We start from the raw sequence: 16,192 nt of genomic DNA on the forward strand, positions 1-16,192 counted from the left end.
CTATATAATAGGAAGCCAATATTCAATCAGGCTTTTCCCATCCGCGTCCATCTCCTCGCCATATCGTGCGAAATCATATGGCGCATGCCCGTTCAGACGGCAGGTGGACTGTGGAAACCATGTCTTGTAGATATAATCTGCCACCGGCTGTAAGCTGTCCGTGCTCCTGGCCCTGAAACGGAAGATGACATATTTTCCGGCAGGAAGTTCCTTTGCCTCCATTCCCGGGGGAAGCCTGCCGGGCTGAGTCTGTTCTGATGCGGCATAGTAGTCAAAGGCAGGCTGTCTGTCCGCATCCGCATCCCATTTCGTGTAATCATTAAGGCCAACCAGGAAATCAGGATCCTTCCGGTTGGGGATTGTGTGCTTTGCGGCGTGGAGCCTGCGCCAGCACTGTCCTATGACAAAGAAGCCAAGGCGTGTGTTTTTCTTATATCCAGCCAGGTATATGGGGCCGCTTTCCATTGTGTGTATATCCATTATCCTGTCTCCCCTCAGTGCATCTGTCCCGTCTGCGGTAAACTTAAGCTGCAGGGGATGGAAGTCCCCCTTTTTCCTGAATGCCCTGGGACTGGTTCTGAACAGCGCCCTGAACCCCACTGTAAAAGCTTGCTGGCTGCCATACCCTGCGGACAGGGCGATGTCCATGACAGGCCGGTCCGTGAACACCAGCTGCCTTGCAGCCTCGGTCAGCCGCCGCCTCTGGATATAGGTGTGCAGGGAAAGCCCGGTAATGGATGTGAACATCCGGCTAAGATGGTATCTGGAATACCCGGCTTGCCGGGAAATGCTTTCTGAGTCCAGCCTGTCCTCCAGATGGCTGTCAATGTAATCAACCACTTCCTGGATGATCTGTATATTCGTTTTCATACTTCATCCTCCTGTATGATTCGATGATATTATTATAATACATCCGGAATGGTTATGTTTCACATTTTGTGCTGGGTCTGTCATATCCTTGCCCTTTCAACCTTATCAGGCTCATTCGATACGATATAATAAAAAATAGTAACTTATGAGCCAGCCTTAAAAGGATTTATGCAATCGGTGGAGCGCCGGAAAGCCGCATGAATACTAGGTTTGCGGGCTATTTCAGCCCGGCGTTTCGCTTGTTTTTTTCTGTAAAAATTAGTGAAATGCCGCCCACATGCCGCCCACATTCCACGGACGGCTATAAAAAGCTGCAAGGGGTTGTGCGGTTATAAGCCATCACTATGGCAAAGCGGGGAGCGAATGACGTTAGATCATTCGCTCCCCGCTTTGCTGCTTCCTTGCTTATTGCTTATTCTTTTCGTTTGCCGTCCGGCCCGACTTCATAGCCGCCGATTGTGGTATTGGCCGCCATGCCGCCGTCCGGGTAGAAGTAATACCAGCTGCCGCCAATCTGCCGCCAGCCGTCCGCTTGCATGAGGCCCGCAGCGTCAAAGTAGTACCACTTGCCGTCAATCTGTTTCCAGCCGGTGACGGGCTTGTGGTTCTCGTAGTATGACCGGCCCCCGGCCTCGTTTTGCGTCCAGCCCTCGGCGGTATCACGGTCAATCACGACCTCCACGAAACGCCGCAGGACGGCGGCGGCCTCGGCGCGAGTGGCGGTGTCTTTCGGGGCGAACAGGTGGCCGCCCCTGCCGTTCATCACGCCCGCCTGCTGCATGGCCTGTACCGCGTCTTTCATGCTGCCGGTGATTTGGTTGTCGTCCACGAATATTTCCGCTTCCCGCTCTTTCGGCAGGACGTACCCCAGCTTTTCGGCGTACCTCTGCATGATGGCCGCCATTTCCTCTCGGGTCACGGGCCGGTCGGGTTCAAAGGTATTCGCGCCGGTGCCGTTGACAATGCCCTTGGAGGCCGCCCACTCCACGAAGGGGGCGTAGTAGGCCGTGGCGGGAACGTCGGAAAACCGGCTGGAAGAAGCATAGGCCGCCGGGTCGATACCGGCCAACCGCCCCAGCGCCGTCACGAACATGCCCCGTGTGATGGTGCTGTTTGGGCTAAAGGTGGCGTCGCTGGTGCCGGTCAGCAGGCCCCGGCTGGCGACAAAATCAATATCGCTTTTCGCCCAATGGTTCACTGTGTCCGTGAAAACCGGGGCGGGCTTGTAGCCCACGCCGTAGACGCTGAAATGCTCCACAGAGCCGATCACGCTGCCGCTGCCGTCGTAGCTGGAACGGTAGAGCCATTGTGCGCCGCCCTTGCCGTCCGCGTAGACGAGGTAGAGGCCCCCGGCCTGCTCAGTTTCGGCGGGGGTGTAGACAAGGCCCACGGACACGCTGCCCACGCTGGACAGGTAGACCGGCTTGCCGTCTTTCTGGTAGCTGATTTTCAGGTCGTAGGCCGGGCGGGTGCCGATAGCGGAAAGCGCGTCACCGGTCAGGCCGGGCGCTTTGGCCGCCGTGAAAGTCACGTCGCCGCTGGTCTGGCGGGCAATCTCGGTCAGCTCGGCCGGCCCGAACGTCATATCCACAATGGACGTATGGAGGGTCAGGTATTTCACGCCGTTATTCGGGCCAAGGAGGCGGTCGAGGGTTGCCCGCCTGACGGTGATGGAAAAGCCGTCGTAGGCCACCGCCGTGGTCGCGTCGTACTGGACGGCGATACCGTATTTCTCCCGGCCCTTTTGCTTGGCGGCGTTCAGGGCCTTGGTAATCGCCTCCGACGTGCTGCCGTCGTTTGCCGTCCCGGTGGCCGTGCCGTCTTTCACGGTGACGGGCGTTTCCACCACGGCCAGCACGGGGCTGTCCGGCTGGGGCGGCTGCGGGGTCGTGATCGTCACAGAGGAACGGCTGTCGTCGGAGTTTGAATGATCGCCCCCGCCGCTGGGCGCGCTGCCGCTGTCCTTAAAGGCAGCTGTTACCGTGCCGTCTCCCGAAAGCGCAAACACAAGCGGGTTGGCGCTGCCCGCGCCCGCGCCGTCGCGCGTCCAGCCGTCCAGCTGCTTGCCGCTGTCTGGAACGGCGGTCAGGGTCGTTTGCTTTGTGGCAAGATCATAGCCCGGATTAGGATAGACATTGGGGTCGTTGCTTCCGAATATGACTTTGCCGCCGCTGGCGGGTTGAATGGTCAGCGTTTTTCCGTCCGGGGCGGTAAAAGAGCTGAGCGGCGTGTTGCCGCAGTACAGATAGGTCAAGCTTGTCAGGCCAGACAAGTCCAGCGCCATCAGCTGGTTATCAAAGCAGTACAGAGAGATCAGTCGTGTCAGGTTGCCCACGTCCAGCGTCCCCGTCAGCTGGTTCCCGGAGCAGTCCAGATAGGTCAGTAGCGTTAGATTACCCACGTCCAGCGTCCCCGTCAGCTGGTTATCAAAGCAGGACAGAGAGGTCAGCCCCGTCAGGTTGCCCACGTCCAGCGTCCCCGTCAGCTGGTTATCAAAGCAGTCCAGATGGGTCAGTAGCGTTAGATTGCCCACGTCCAGCGTCCCCGTCAGCTGGTTCCCGGAGCAGGACAGAAAGGTCAGTAGCGTCAGGTTGCCCACATCCAGCGTCCCCGTCAGATTGTTATTGGCGCAGTTCAGAGAGGTCAGCCCCGTCAGGGCGGACACGTCCAGCTTCCCGGAAAGGCCCTTGCTGTTTATGGTCAGTTTGATAATTCTTTTCGGGCTGCTGGTGTCCCATACTATTCCCTTGCCAGTCCAGTTTGCCGGGTCGTCCTTGGAGATCGACGACAGGCCGTTGTTTTTAATGATGGCGTTAATCGCCGCCACGTCGCCGTCATGGTAGCCGTCGTTGTTCACGTCATTGTTGTTAACAAAGGCCGCTTGTATGGTCGTGTCGCTGGTCAGATCAAAGCTAATCTCATATCCGCTCTGTGAAGCTCCGGCGGGAGGGGTTGTCCATGACTGAAAGGAATAGCCGGTGCCGGGCTTTGCCATCAAGGTTATTGCGTTGTTGCTGGAATCAAATGCAGTCGTCCAAACCGTGCCGCCCGCCGTCTGGTTGACGGTCAGGGTATAGCCGGCCTTTGTCTTGAATGAGGCGAAGGGGTTATCGTAGCAGTACAGATAGGTCAGGCTCGTATTCTTTGACACGTCCAGCGCCGTCAGCTGGTTATCAAAGCAGTCCAGATAGGTCAGCCCCGTCAGGTTGCCCACGTTCAGCGCCGTTAGCTGGTTCTCGGAGCAGTTCAGAGTGACCAGTTTCGTCAGGCTGCCCAGCCCGTCCAGCGTTTCCAGATTGTTCCCTTGGCAGTTCAGATGGGTCAGGGCCGTCCCGGCCACGTTCAGCGCCGTTAGCTGGTTCTTGGCGCAGTTCAGAGTGACCAGTTTCGTCAGGCCGTCCAGCTTGGGAAGCGTTTTCAGCTGGTTCTTGAAGCAGTACAGAGAGGCCAGGGCCGTCCCGGTCACGTTCAGCTCCGTTAGCTGGTTAAGGGAGCAGTCCAGATAGGCCAGGGCCGTCAGGCCGGATACGTCCAGCTTCCCGGAAAGGCCCTTGCTGGACAATTCAAGGCGGGTAATTCTTTTTGGGGTGCTGTTTTCGTCCCATATCACCAGCCCCGTCCAGCTGGCCGGGTCCTCTTTTTTTACGTCGCCACTCACTAAAGAGGGGTGCGCAACAAGGATAGCCTGAAAAGCCGCCATGTCGCCGGTATTGTAGTCGTTACTATCATTTGCCAAAGTGACGTTTGCCGCCCCAATCCGCACATAGATTTCCGGCAGCGCCATGTCCCCCGCGCAGGTGTAACCGGCTGGAAGAACAGGGGTGAAGGTATAGCCGCCCTGTTCGGCGGTGTCGTCATACTTCGTGTCAGGCTTCCACGTCACGCCCCCAATAATGATCGGGGCGGGTTCGGTATCCTCCCCCACGGTATACCCGGACGCGCCCAGCGTGGCGGGCAGGTTCAGCTTGTCCAGCTTTGTACCGGGGGAAACGGTCTGATACTGTACCGCCGCGTCCAGCTTGTCAAAGCCGGTCACGGTGATAGCGGATAGGCCGCTTTCCTCTTTCTGGCCGGTCTGTTCCCACACGCCGCCGCTGTCTTTTTCCTCGTCGCAGATTTCGCAGACAAAGCCGCAGGTGTGGCCCGGCACGGCCTCTATGTACCCGCAATCCCCGTCATGCTCCCCGCGCTCGTGGGGGCAGTCAAGCGCGTAACATTCTTGCGTATGTTCGTGGGCCGCGTCGCTGCTGGTCGCCGGTTCCGCGTCCTCGTCATAGCCGCAAATCAGCTCGTCCGTGTAGCAATCGTCCGTGTGCTTGTGCTGGCAGGGCTGGCCCTCAACGGCCTCCACATAGCCGCACTCCGTCGTGTGCGCCGGGTGGTGTTCGCACAGGCCCCCGCCGCCTGTTGGCGGCCCCTCCGCGTAAACCGTCGTCCCCAGCTGTCCAACCAGCAGGGCGGCGCACAGCAGCAGCGAAAGGCCGCGTGGTTGTTTCCTGTTTCCCATTCCCTTTTCCTCCTATCGTTTTGTAAGTGGACAGACAGGGGCGTTTCAAGCAGCTCTGCAAGAGCTGCTTGAAGGGGGTATACCCCCTTCAAATCCCTTTGATTGCTTTTTGAAAAATTACAGCTTCCCGGCCTTTGGGTTCCCCTCCAAGAGCCGGGAAAGCGCCTGCTCCATCTTGTGACGCGACACCGGCTTTTGACAGAAGAACGGGACGCACAGCCGGTACGCCTGCACGCCAAAATCCAGATCGGAAAACCAGATGATTTTCCGGGACAGGAGCCTTGCGCTGGTGATGGTGTTCAAGCCCTCCACGCTGTCTTGCGCCACGATCACCGCGTCCGGCAGCACCCGCTTCACGATACCGTCCAGCTCCGGCCAGTCCGCGCAGCCCGTCACCCGCGCCTCCACCCCCTTTTCCTCCAAACACTGTCGGGCCAAGCCCATCAGCTGCTCCCGTTCCGCCTCGTCACCGTCGCAGACGATCATGCTCCACATATGCGGCCTCCTTCCTGTCCAGCTTGCTTTCTACCTCTTTACAATAGGAGTATCAACGCCGATTTTCAAGGGGGTGGCCGCAATTTGCAGTTTTTGGCCTCAACTTGCATTGTGGAAACCGGATTTTTGCTGTAAAATGGTCTTGACAAGGAAATTGTATTGTGATACGGAGGGAGGGCTTCGGATATGAGAGCCGCGATTATAGACGACATGGAGTTGTGCCGGGAGGACTTGCGGGGCTGCCTGCACCGATATTTCAATGAGCATTACGCCGGGGAAGCGCCCGACGTTGCGGACTTTGAAAACGGGGAGGATTTTCTATCCGGCTTCACGCCGGGGGCGTGGGATATTGTGTTTATCGACCAGTACATGGACGGGCTTTCCGGCATGGAAACGGCCCGGAAAATCCGGGAGAAGGACGCGCTGGCGGCGCTGGTGTTCGTCACCACCAGCCAGAGCCACGCCGTCGAGAGCTACGGGGTACGGGCTTGCGGCTATCTGGTGAAGCCCTACAACTACGGGGACTTTACAAAGACTATGGAGCTGGCCGGGGTGGAGAAGATACGAAACGCCCGGTTTATCTCCGTGGAGCGGGAAAGGGTCTTGCTCCGTGAAATCCTTTGGTGCGACCGGGAGGCGCATTATACGCAAATCCACACGGACGGGCGCGGCGTCCTCCGGTTCCGCGTCCCCTTCGGGGAGCTGGCCGGGCTGCTTTCCCCCTACCCGCAGTTTTTGCCCTGCTATAAGGGCTGTATCGTCAACGCGGAACGGGTGGAGCGCATGGACGGGCTGGACTTTGTGATGGACGCCGGGGGAAAAGTCCCCTTTGCCCAGCGGGAGAAAAAGAGGCTGGAAGGGCTGTATCACGCCTGGCTGTTCCAGCGGGAGAGGGAGGAGGCGCTATTATGATGGATACCGTTGACACGCTGATGGTGCTGCTGTTCCCGTTCCTTGATTTCCTGCCCTTCACGCTGCCCCGGTACTGGCTGTTCCGCGACAAGCTCCGTATCCCCTTCCGGTATGTGGTGGCGCTGCAAATCCTCCTGTCGGCGGCATACAGCGCGGTCTTTTACGCGATCAACCTCGGCGGCTACGAGGCGGCGGCAAGGTGGACGACGATCACGCGCTACTGCTTCCTGCTGATCTTCCTGTCCCTTGCGTTTCTGCTGATAAAAGAGAGCTTTTCAAAGCTGATGTTTACCTACCTGCTGCTGTTGGCGTGGTCGTTCTTTGTGTATGGAAACGCAAACTTTATTGAGAGCCGGTACTTTTGGGATTTTTCCGGCCTGCACCCCTATCTGGTCTACAATATCGCCCGCGTGGCGGTCTACCTGATTACCTGCCCGTTTTTGCTCCGGTTCCTCTACCATACGGTAGCCGACGCGCTGAACATAAACGACGACGCCATGTGGCGGCACCTCTGGAAAATCCCGCTGTTTTCCACGCTGTTCGGTATGCTCTACTGCACCGTGACGGACGTTTACGCCTATGCCTCGTGGCAATTTCTGGTGTCCCGTTACCTCATGCTGTTTGGCGCTTGTTATGTGTCCTATGTGGCCCTGAACGTGCTGGAAACCTCCCGTACCCGGACGCGGTTGGAGGCGGCGCTTGTCTACGCCGACAAAAGCCTGCTGGCGCAGAAAAAGCAGTTTGATGCGCTGGCCGCAAACATGGACGAAACGCGCAAGGCCCGCCACGACCTCCGGCAGCATTTGGCCGTGGTGCAGTCCTACATAGAGCGGGACGACAAGGCAGGCCTCACGGACTATATTGGCCTCTATCAAAATGAGCTGCCCCCGGACACGCGGGAGCGGTACTGTCAGGACGACGTGGTGAACGCCATCGTCCGCTATTACGCGGACTTGGCGCGGGAGGGCGGTATCGAGTTTGAAGCGGGGATAGACTACCCGGACGCCTGCCCGGTGTCCAGCACGGACATCACGGTGCTGCTGGGAAACCTGCTGGAAAACGCGGTGGAAGCCTGCAAGCGTGAGGCGGCGGGCGGGCCGAAAACCATTCAGCTCCGGGTGCGGCAGCGTGGCGGCGCGGCGCTTCTCATTCTGGTGGACAATCCGTGCGCGACAACCGTTAGGTTCGACGGGGACACGCCCCTGTCCTCCAAACGGGAGGGGGCCGGAATCGGCGTTGCCTCCGTCCAGGACATCGCGGCCCGGTACGGCGGGACGGCGCAGTTTGAGCAGAAAGCCGGGGTGTTCTATGCCTCCGTGCTGCTGAAAACCGTCCCGGACGGGACGGGGGAAAACGTACCGGCTGGGGCAGGGTCTTTTCCGCTACAACAATAGCGGCAAGCAGGGCAAGTGCATATGCACTTGCGATTTTCTCCGAAAATCCGCTTGTTGGGGAGGCCCCCAATCCCCCGGCAAGGGACGCTAACGCTGCCTTGCCAAACGCTCCACAGGTGGAGCGGCCACGCGCCCTTGCGGGCGCTGTAAGACGGGAGACTTGACCGGCTGGAAAAAGGTATGCCCCTCATGCTTGGAAGCGTCCGCAGGACGTGCAGCCGCCCGCAAGGGACGATGGAAAGGCCGCCGCTGGCGGGCCTTTTCCGGGGTTTGGGGTCCATCCCCCAACAAGCGTTTTGCAGGAGTGTGTACGCTCATGCCCTGCTTGCCACGATTGTTTTGCGTGGGATTGGGATTCCCGCCGCGCATAAAAATAACCCCGGCATGAGACGGGGCCAGTCTCACGCCGAGGCGGTCATGCGGAACGATAGAAGCCCGTTTTCCGGGGTTCGGGATAAAGCATACAGGCCCCCACGGTTTGGCGTCCGCAAAGCCCCGTTCTATCAGGGGATTTAAGGGCCTAATGTTCCGTTGGCAGGCTCTTTTCGGCCCGTGCCTGTAGCCCATCATCAACAGCTTTCGGGGATTGCTATTTAGGGGCATATGCTGTATAATAGGGCTGTCAGCAGGCCGGACAAGGGCTTGCTGATTTTGCTTTTTTGCCGCCCAAATGCCGCCCAACTTTACAAGCGCACGTTGCAAAGCGTAACGGGACTTTTTAAGGGCATATGCGCAAACCCTGATTTCATACGGGTTTGCGGGACGCCCCGCAAAAACTTACATAGCCTTTTAAGCGGTTTTTTCGCTTTCAGGCAATAAAAAATAGTTATTTTTTTAGCCGGTTACGTCTTTTCTATAAGCTGAAAACCGCATGGTTACTGGGTTTCTTGTAAAATGGGCATATGTGTAAAGCGACAAAATAGTTCACAATCGGTGCCCGGATATACAAAAAGAGTTATGGACAGTAACATGAAGTTATGATACAAAATGAACTGTTTGACATTTCCGCACGCTGATATTAGAATGGAAATGGTTAAGTTGTGTAGCATTTGAGAGGGAAAGCGAATGGATTATTTAATGATTACATCTCCCTGTTTTGAACACGGGGGGATGATTCCAAAAGAGTATACCGGATATGGAGCGGACGGATCACCCGAATTGGTGTTGACTGGTTTAAGCAAAGATGCTGTATCTATCGCAATTATTATGAATGATATGGACCATCCAATACCAGCCTATAATCATTGGGTCATCTGGAATATTCCCGCCATATCTGTAATCCCAGGGAATATCCATCATGGGGAACAAGTGAGCTCTTTAGGTGGTGCCGTGCAAGGACTTGGCTATGGAAAACACCGGTATCGAGGACCAAAGCCGCCATTTCAGTGGTCACATATGTATCACTTCAATGTGTTTGTGCTGGACTGTTTTCTTGATTTGCCCAGTACCTCCAGGAAAAAGGATTTAATGGAAGCTATGCAAGGGCACATTTTGCAGCAAGCTGTTTTAGCAGGGCACTATAGATGATGTGCGCCTTATTGGGTAAGAGTGCCTTCGTCGGATAAGGCGAACGACAGAATTTTGTAATAAACGGAGGTTTTGCATTGAAAAAAACAACGAAGTCTTTTATCTTTTGGTGTCTAATCATATCTGTTTTCGAGATTTTTATGCACCAAATCGGACAAGATTCAAAAAGCATTGTACTCATTAGATTTAACCCATTACTGAATATAATCGCTGACTCCCAAGGCCCATTATATAGTTTAATGGACTCTGGTTTGCAAGTGCCATGTAATACGATTACTGGCCAAATATCTATCTATTGGTATATTGGCTTAGTTTTAACTTTTTTGCTTTATGGTATTGTCTTAGATGGAATAAAAATGCTATTTCGCAAAATTACCCACAAAGACAAATAGATTGACGTAGTACGCCTTATTGGTATAAGGCACCCCAATCCCCCGATAAGGGCCGCTTTCGCTGCCTTGCTAAACGCTCCGCCTGTGGAGCGGCTACTCGCCCTTGCGGGCGCTGAAAGACGTTAAACCTTACCGCCTGGGAAAAAGGTGTGTCTCTCATATTTGAAAGCGTCCGGAGGATGCGTAGCCGCCCCGTAAGGGCGGTGAAAAGGGCCGTCGCTGGCGGTTCTTTTCTGGTTTTGGGGTCCGGTCCCCAACAAGCGTTTTGCAGGAGTGCATATACTCCTGCCCTGCTTGCCACGATTGTTTTGTATGGGATTGGTACATCGGCCACGCATGGAAATAGCCCAGGCATGTGACGGCGCCAATCTCACGTCAGGGAGGTCATGCGGAACGATAGAAGCATGTTTTCGGGGATTCAGGATTAATCATACAGGCCCCTCGGTTAGGCACCCGCAAAGGCCGTCCTGCCTCTTGCGGTTTCGGGATAAGTATGGTATACTATGCACATCAGCAGGTCGGACAAGGGCGTGCTGATTTTATATTTCGTGGTGCCCAACTTTACAAAACCATGTAATGCCCATTTCATGTGGGTTTGCGGGGCCTGACCATGGAACAATCTGTCATCTTATGGCGACTGAAATAGCTATACAGGCAATGAAAAATATCAATGGAACCACAAAAAACAATCTGGAAAATAAGACGGATATACAGCGAAAGGGGGAACGGCCATGATTACGGTTTTTAACAGGAAAGAACTTCTTGTCACCTATTCCATGGAGCTTCAGTCCAAGGCCAGGAGCGCCCTTGAAGGGTGCGGGATTGACTATATTGTGGACACGGGCGGCACTGCCGCGCGCAATATAGGTTCAGGGCCGATTGGGGTGGACCGGTTGGGAAGCAATCCCTCCTGCTCATGTGAATATAAGATATATGTGAACAGAAAGGATTATGAAAAGGCCCAGGCGGCATTGGCCGGTAAACTGAAATAGGGTGGATACTATCTACAGATACGTTCCAGGAAACGGCGCTTGTATTTCATTTCCGCGTAATCCGTGATTTTCTTCATATACACCGCGTCATACATTCCGCCAATCACCCCTGCAACCGGGATTCCCTGGAGAAACTTCATATATAAGAGTTCATGGGAGAGTGCTTCTGCTGTCAGACGTATCTCTTCCTTTTTATCCAGTCCGGCAAAGGCCTGGTCAGGGGAAAGGGATACGGATCCTGTAATCATCCGGTTCAGCCCTTCATCAGCCATGATCCGTTCTTCCCCTGATAAAAGGGGGGTGCGGATTAACCGTAGGATAAAACACTGCTCACCGGCCGTATCATAGGTGAAGCCATAGCTCAGGGCAAGTTCGTAGATTGCCTTCAGGATCATTCCCGTGAACAGGGGAATATCGGGCAGCCCGATGCCAAGGACGCCAAGCCCCATACCGCTGGCGCCGGATGCCAGGAGGTTGACGGCCTTGCTGTTTTTGGCATTTTTTGAAAATGCCTTCAGGTTTTTCCTGCTTTCTTTCAGGCCCACGGCGTAAGCGTTGACCTTGTAAGCCATCTCGCGGTTTTCTTTGTGGTATGTTTTCTCTATGACGCCGGTTCCCTTTTCAAGCACCAGTTCAAATGCCTTACAGAATGCCAGGTCAAGGGTAGAGGACAGTCTGTCAGGCACAAACCGTTCCAGCTGACGGTTTAGGACGGGCTGTCTTTCTTTTCCTGCGTTCAGGAGGAAGCGGTCCTCCTGCTTCTTAAGCGCGGCCCACTCTGCTTCACGGGCCGGTTTCCTTCTGAATCTCATGCTATCACCTCTGCTTTTCTGGTTAAATCCGAATCATTCCTGTTGTCTGATATGATACCACAAAAATCCGTGAATGGGAAACAGATGGGAAACTGTTAAAACTATTATGGACATTATGCTTGACAGACACATGAGAAGCCGTTATAATGGTTGATTGTTGCAACTGTTGTATAATGCAATCAATTACACGTAATCATGAACAGGGAGGAAGCATGAACCAGTATATAGGAATATACCGCCGTTGTGAGCTATTATATATACGGACTGAGTTGGAAAAGTATGGGCTTCAGCCTCTGGAGGGGAAAATCCTTATTTTTTTGCGCAAGGGATGCTGTACCCAGGAGGATGTATGTATCCATTTTGACATGGATAAGGGCAGGATTGCCAGGAACCTGTCGGAACTGGAGGAGAAGGGGCTGGTCTGCCGGGTTGTGAATGAAAATAATAAACGGCAGAAGCTGGTAAGCCTGACCTTGCAGGGGAATCAGATCCTGTCTGAGATAGACAGGATTTTTGAAAAATGGGATGCTGTCTGCTTTTCCGGTTTTACGGAGGAAGAACGCTGTCTGTACCAGGATTTTGTCAAGCGCATTGCCGAAAACGCCATGGAATACAGACACAATCAAATCATTCAGAGGGAAGGAAGTACATATGATAAATAACCTGACAGAGGGGAAACCTTTAAAACTACTGTTTTTCTTTGCAATTCCCATGGTGGTGGGAAACCTGTTCCAGCAGCTTTACAACATGGTGGATTCCATGGTGGTGGGCCGGTTCGTGGGCGAGGACGCCCTGGCCGCGGTTGGCTCATCCTTTCCGGTGGTATTCCTTTCCGTGGCTGTGGCGGCCGGACTTTCCATGGGATGTACCGTTGTCATCTCCCAGTTCTTCGGAGCCGGGAAAATCAGGGAAATGAAGGTGACGGTGTCAACCGCCCTCATATCCCTTGGCGTAATCGGACTTATCATCATGGGCATCGGGGAACTGTCCTCCTTTCCGCTGCTTAAGCTTTTGGGAACGGACCCGGATATCATGGCGGATTCCCTGTCGTACCTGAGGATTTATTTTGGCGGTGCAGTGTTCCTTTTCCTGTATAATTCCCTGAACGGTATATATAACGCCCTGGGTGACAGCCAGACCCCGTTAAAATTCCTGATGGTGTCGGCCCTGACCAACATTGTCCTGGACCTGCTGTTTGTCATTAAGTTCAATATGGGGGTGGCAGGAGTGGCCTGGGCAACCCTGATTGCACAGGGGCTGTGCGCATTCATCTCATTTTTCGTGCTGGTTGGCCGGCTTCGGAGGATGGAGGATGAGCCTTGCGCCCGGGGAAGGGATTTTGCCTTTTTTGACATGGATGCCGCAAGAAGGATTGCAAAGGTAGGGGTGCCCTCCATGCTACAGCAGTCCATTGTCTCTGTCAGCATGATGATGATGCAGGGCCTGGTCAATTCTTACGGAAAGGTATTTGTGGCAGGTTACACGGCAGCCACTAAGATTGATACCCTGGCCATGCTGCCGAACATGAACTTTTCTAACGCAATGTCCAGTTATACGGCCCAGAACATCGGGGCAGGGAAGGTGGACCGGGTAAAGCAGGGGTATAAATCCTGCATGTTCATGGTTTTCATATTCTCTGTAATCATCACCCTGCTCATCTACCTGTTCGGACCCCAGCTTCTGGGACTGTTCCTGAAGCAGGGCTCCGAGGGCAGCGCCATGAGCTACGGCCTTAAATATATGAAGACCGTATCCGTGTTCTATCTGCTGATGGGCGCACTGTTTGTGGGCAACGGCCTGCTGCGCGGGGCAGGGGACATGGGGGCGTTCATGCTCAGCTCCGTCGTCAACCTGTTTGCGCGCGTGGCAATCGCTTACCTGCTTGCACACTACATAGGCGCCAGCGCTATCTGGTGGTCCATTCCTACGGGATGGGCAATTGGATTCATATTCTCCCATCTGAGGGTTAAGAGCGGGAGATGGATGTCCAAACGGCTGGTGGATTAACCGGGAAATGATGTTCAGACGACTGGTGGATTAACCGGAATTTGGGCAGGCCGTCCTTAACTGCGCAGTGGATACATTTCCGTATTAGGACTGCCTGTTGCTGCATATAATTCAATGAATACAGGCTCAGGAGCGCGCTTTGGATATATATGTGGTAAAACAGGGAGACAGTGTGGATTCCATTGCAAAATCATACAATATTCCTACAGAAACATTATTATGGGACAATCAGATAGAGTACCCATACCGCCTGGCCGTTGGCCAGGCTCTTTATATTTCTGACGGTAATACGGTGGAGGGGAGGAAACTGCTCTATACCAGCGGATATGCGTATCCGTTCATCAACGAGGAGGTCCTGGAGGAAACCCTGCCGTATCTGGATGGGCTGAAGGTATTTTCCTATGGCTTTACCCTGGAAGGGGAATTAATCCCGCCCATCAGCGATGACGCGTGGATGATAGGGCGGGCGCAGCAATGGGGGACGCGGCCCATCCTGACACTGACACCCCTGGGGGAAGACGGGCATTTTAATAATAATCTGGTATCGGCCCTGGTGCGCAGCCACGAGCTGCAGCAGCGGATTATATGGGAACTGGGCAGGACCATGCAGGATAAAGGCTTTGGCGGTCTGGACATCGACTTTGAGTATGTGCTGGCCGATGACAGGGAGGGGTTCGCCGCATTTGTGGGCCTGGCCACCAGGGTCATGAACCTGTTTGGGTATCCGGTCAGCGTTGCCCTGGCCCCCAAGACCTCGGCTGAGCAGAGGGGACTTTTGTATGAGGGGATTGATTACGCCCTTTTGGGGTCGGCTGCCAACCGCGCCATGTTGATGACCTATGAGTGGGGATACAGCCAGGGTCCGCCCATGGCCGTGGCTCCCATCAACATGGTGAGGCGGGTGGTGGATTATGCGGTCACCGCCATTCCAAGGGATAAGCTGAGCCTGGGCATACCTAACTATGGATATGACTGGGCCCTTCCCTATGAGCGGGGCGTGACCAGGGCCAAAACCATTAACAACCATGAGGCGGTGCAGCTTGCCATTGATTTCGGTGTGGATATCCGGTTTGATGAGACTGCCATGTCACCCTACTTCCGGTACTGGCAGTATGGAGTCCAGCATGAGGTGTGGTTTGAGGATGTGAGGAGCATCAAGGCCAAGTTCGATCTTATCAGGGAATATGGGCTGTCAGGGGCCGGATACTGGCAGCTGATGAGCCTTTTCAGGGCCAACTGGCTGATGCTGAACGAGATGTTCTACATTGAAAGGGAGTGGCCTGTGATGGAACGGCTGGATGGGGCAGATGGAACGTAAGGATATTGCGGCAGATATAGGAGGTGGGGAAACCGCATTGTCTTGCTGAATCCTTTCATTGTGGTATAATAGACCAATACGGATTGATAGGATGGATGACACGGCAGGAGGGCATATGGGAATGAAGATTGACGCGGCAAAGGTGATGGAACTGGTAAGGACGGTCAAACCACTGTTCCTGGACCATGAGCAGGCAGCCAGGATTGAGGTAAAAGGTCTGGCTGATTTTGTGACACAGGTGGATTTTAAGGTGCAGGAGATGATTCAGGACGGGCTTATGCAGCTGTATCCGGATATCCAGTTCATGGGCGAGGAAAAGGATAACAGCGACATTGATTTTACCGGGCCGGTGTGGATCCTGGACCCTGTGGACGGAACCACCAACCTGATACATGACTACAGGAACAGCGCATTGTCCCTTGCATTTTGTGACAACCGGCAGCTGGAACTGGGAATCATTTACCAGCCCTATACCGATGAGATGTTCCATGCCGTCCGGGGAGGCGGGGCGTGGCTTAACGGCAGGCCCATCCATGTGAGCCGGGTGGATACCATGGAGCGGAGCCTGATAGCCATTGGCACAAGCCCTTATGACCATGGGCTGGCGGACAGGAATTTCAGGGATTTCAAAGAGGTGTTCCTGCGCTGCTCCGATATCAGGAGGAATGGCTCCGCGGCCCTTGAACTTGCCCATGTGGCCTGCGGCCGCACGGACGCATATTTTGAGCAGGTGTTACGGCCCTGGGATTTTGCGGCAGGAATGCTGCTGGTGCAGGAGGCAGGGGGAACCGTGACGGATTATGATGGGGAACCGCTGGATGTTTCAACGCCGTGCCAGGTGGCGGCGGCTAATGGCCTGATTGGGGAGGAACTGCTTGCAATCCTGGGGAAGTGATAGGACAGACGATAAGATGATAAGAGAATAGGATGAAAAGAGAATAAGATGATATAATCAGAAGACATGCC

At 54.7% G+C, this 16,192-nt stretch carries 12 protein-coding genes; 8 read left to right on the forward strand and 4 right to left on the reverse strand.

Translation table 11 applies throughout. The features are described from left to right. The 3 genes from LK536_RS48455 to LK536_RS48465 all read right to left on the reverse strand — a co-directional run bounded on the left by LK536_RS48455 (window position 1) and on the right by LK536_RS48465 (window position 5,872). A complete protein-coding gene (locus LK536_RS48455) occupies window positions 1-870 on the reverse strand; it encodes a helix-turn-helix domain-containing protein (protein WP_227796407.1) in 870 nt (289 codons plus the stop codon). A 412-nt stretch (window positions 871-1,282) separates the two neighbouring features. Next, on the reverse strand, window positions 1,283-5,377 hold the full coding sequence (locus LK536_RS48460; protein WP_506092191.1) for a leucine-rich repeat domain-containing protein: 4,095 nt from the start codon (window positions 5,375-5,377) through the stop codon (window positions 1,283-1,285). Window positions 5,378-5,494: 117 nt separating this feature from the next. Next, entirely contained in the window at window positions 5,495-5,872 is a 378-nt protein-coding gene (locus LK536_RS48465) for a hypothetical protein (protein WP_227796405.1), read from the reverse strand. 186 nt (window positions 5,873-6,058) lie between these two features. On the opposite strand from LK536_RS48465, the gene LK536_RS48470 reads away from it, so the two are divergent. The 4 genes from LK536_RS48470 to LK536_RS48485 all read left to right on the forward strand — a co-directional run bounded on the left by LK536_RS48470 (window position 6,059) and on the right by LK536_RS48485 (window position 11,089). Then, complete coding sequence (locus LK536_RS48470) at window positions 6,059-6,784, forward strand: LytR/AlgR family response regulator transcription factor (RefSeq protein WP_227796404.1); 726 nt, start codon at window positions 6,059-6,061, stop codon at window positions 6,782-6,784. Then, a complete protein-coding gene (locus tag LK536_RS48475; RefSeq protein ID WP_227796403.1) occupies window positions 6,781-8,178 on the forward strand; it encodes a sensor histidine kinase in 1,398 nt (465 codons plus the stop codon). The genes LK536_RS48470 and LK536_RS48475 overlap by 4 nt, the downstream gene beginning before the upstream one ends. 1,065 nt (window positions 8,179-9,243) lie before the next feature. After that, window positions 9,244-9,705, forward strand: a complete 462-nt coding sequence (locus tag LK536_RS48480; RefSeq protein ID WP_008722899.1) for a YbhB/YbcL family Raf kinase inhibitor-like protein — start codon at window positions 9,244-9,246, stop codon at window positions 9,703-9,705. Between the two features lie 1,123 nt (window positions 9,706-10,828). After that, a complete protein-coding gene (locus LK536_RS48485) occupies window positions 10,829-11,089 on the forward strand; it encodes a putative signal transducing protein (RefSeq protein ID WP_008722904.1) in 261 nt (86 codons plus the stop codon). A gap of 8 nt (window positions 11,090-11,097) precedes the next feature. Here the strand turns inward: LK536_RS48485 and LK536_RS48490 are convergent, their stop codons facing one another. Beyond that, window positions 11,098-11,901, reverse strand: coding sequence for an EcsC family protein (locus LK536_RS48490; protein WP_227796402.1), 804 nt, complete (start codon window positions 11,899-11,901; stop codon window positions 11,098-11,100). Between the two features lie 212 nt (window positions 11,902-12,113). Here LK536_RS48490 and LK536_RS48495 point away from each other — a divergent pair, with 212 nt between their 5' ends. The 4 genes from LK536_RS48495 to LK536_RS48510 all read left to right on the forward strand — a co-directional run bounded on the left by LK536_RS48495 (window position 12,114) and on the right by LK536_RS48510 (window position 16,121). Continuing rightward, window positions 12,114-12,563 (forward strand): MarR family winged helix-turn-helix transcriptional regulator, encoded by a 450-nt coding sequence (locus LK536_RS48495; RefSeq protein ID WP_008722908.1) that lies wholly within the window; start codon window positions 12,114-12,116, stop codon window positions 12,561-12,563. Further along, window positions 12,553-13,908: an MATE family efflux transporter gene (locus LK536_RS48500; protein ID WP_008722910.1), complete on the forward strand. Its 1,356-nt coding sequence runs from the start codon at window positions 12,553-12,555 to the stop codon at window positions 13,906-13,908. The genes LK536_RS48495 and LK536_RS48500 overlap by 11 nt, the downstream gene beginning before the upstream one ends. A 139-nt stretch (window positions 13,909-14,047) precedes the next feature. Continuing rightward, window positions 14,048-15,226, forward strand: coding sequence for a glycosyl hydrolase family 18 protein (locus LK536_RS48505; protein ID WP_227796401.1), 1,179 nt, complete (start codon window positions 14,048-14,050; stop codon window positions 15,224-15,226). Window positions 15,227-15,341: 115 nt separating this feature from the next. Further along, window positions 15,342-16,121: an inositol monophosphatase family protein gene (locus LK536_RS48510; protein ID WP_008722913.1), complete on the forward strand. Its 780-nt coding sequence runs from the start codon at window positions 15,342-15,344 to the stop codon at window positions 16,119-16,121. Window positions 16,122-16,192 lie beyond the last annotated feature (71 nt).

This window comes from Clostridium pacaense, from assembly GCF_020709765.2.
Lineage (GTDB): Bacteria > Bacillota > Clostridia > Lachnospirales > Lachnospiraceae > Enterocloster > Enterocloster hominis.

Excerpts from the sequence above, each read along its gene's own strand:
- LK536_RS48455 (WP_227796407.1), bottom strand. The coding sequence starts at position 870 with ATGAAAACGAATATACAGATCATCCAGGAAGTGGTTGATTACATTGAC.
- LK536_RS48460 (WP_506092191.1), bottom strand. The coding sequence starts at position 5,377 with ATGGGAAACAGGAAACAACCACGCGGCCTTTCGCTGCTGCTGTGCGCC.
- LK536_RS48465 (WP_227796405.1), bottom strand. The coding sequence starts at position 5,872 with ATGTGGAGCATGATCGTCTGCGACGGTGACGAGGCGGAACGGGAGCAG.
- LK536_RS48470 (WP_227796404.1), top strand. The coding sequence starts at position 6,059 with ATGAGAGCCGCGATTATAGACGACATGGAGTTGTGCCGGGAGGACTTG.
- LK536_RS48475 (WP_227796403.1), top strand. The coding sequence starts at position 6,781 with ATGATGGATACCGTTGACACGCTGATGGTGCTGCTGTTCCCGTTCCTT.
- LK536_RS48480 (WP_008722899.1), top strand. The coding sequence starts at position 9,244 with ATGGATTATTTAATGATTACATCTCCCTGTTTTGAACACGGGGGGATG.
- LK536_RS48485 (WP_008722904.1), top strand. The coding sequence starts at position 10,829 with ATGATTACGGTTTTTAACAGGAAAGAACTTCTTGTCACCTATTCCATG.
- LK536_RS48490 (WP_227796402.1), bottom strand. The coding sequence starts at position 11,901 with ATGAGATTCAGAAGGAAACCGGCCCGTGAAGCAGAGTGGGCCGCGCTT.
- LK536_RS48495 (WP_008722908.1), top strand. The coding sequence starts at position 12,114 with ATGAACCAGTATATAGGAATATACCGCCGTTGTGAGCTATTATATATA.
- LK536_RS48500 (WP_008722910.1), top strand. The coding sequence starts at position 12,553 with ATGATAAATAACCTGACAGAGGGGAAACCTTTAAAACTACTGTTTTTC.
- LK536_RS48510 (WP_008722913.1), top strand. The coding sequence starts at position 15,342 with ATGGGAATGAAGATTGACGCGGCAAAGGTGATGGAACTGGTAAGGACG.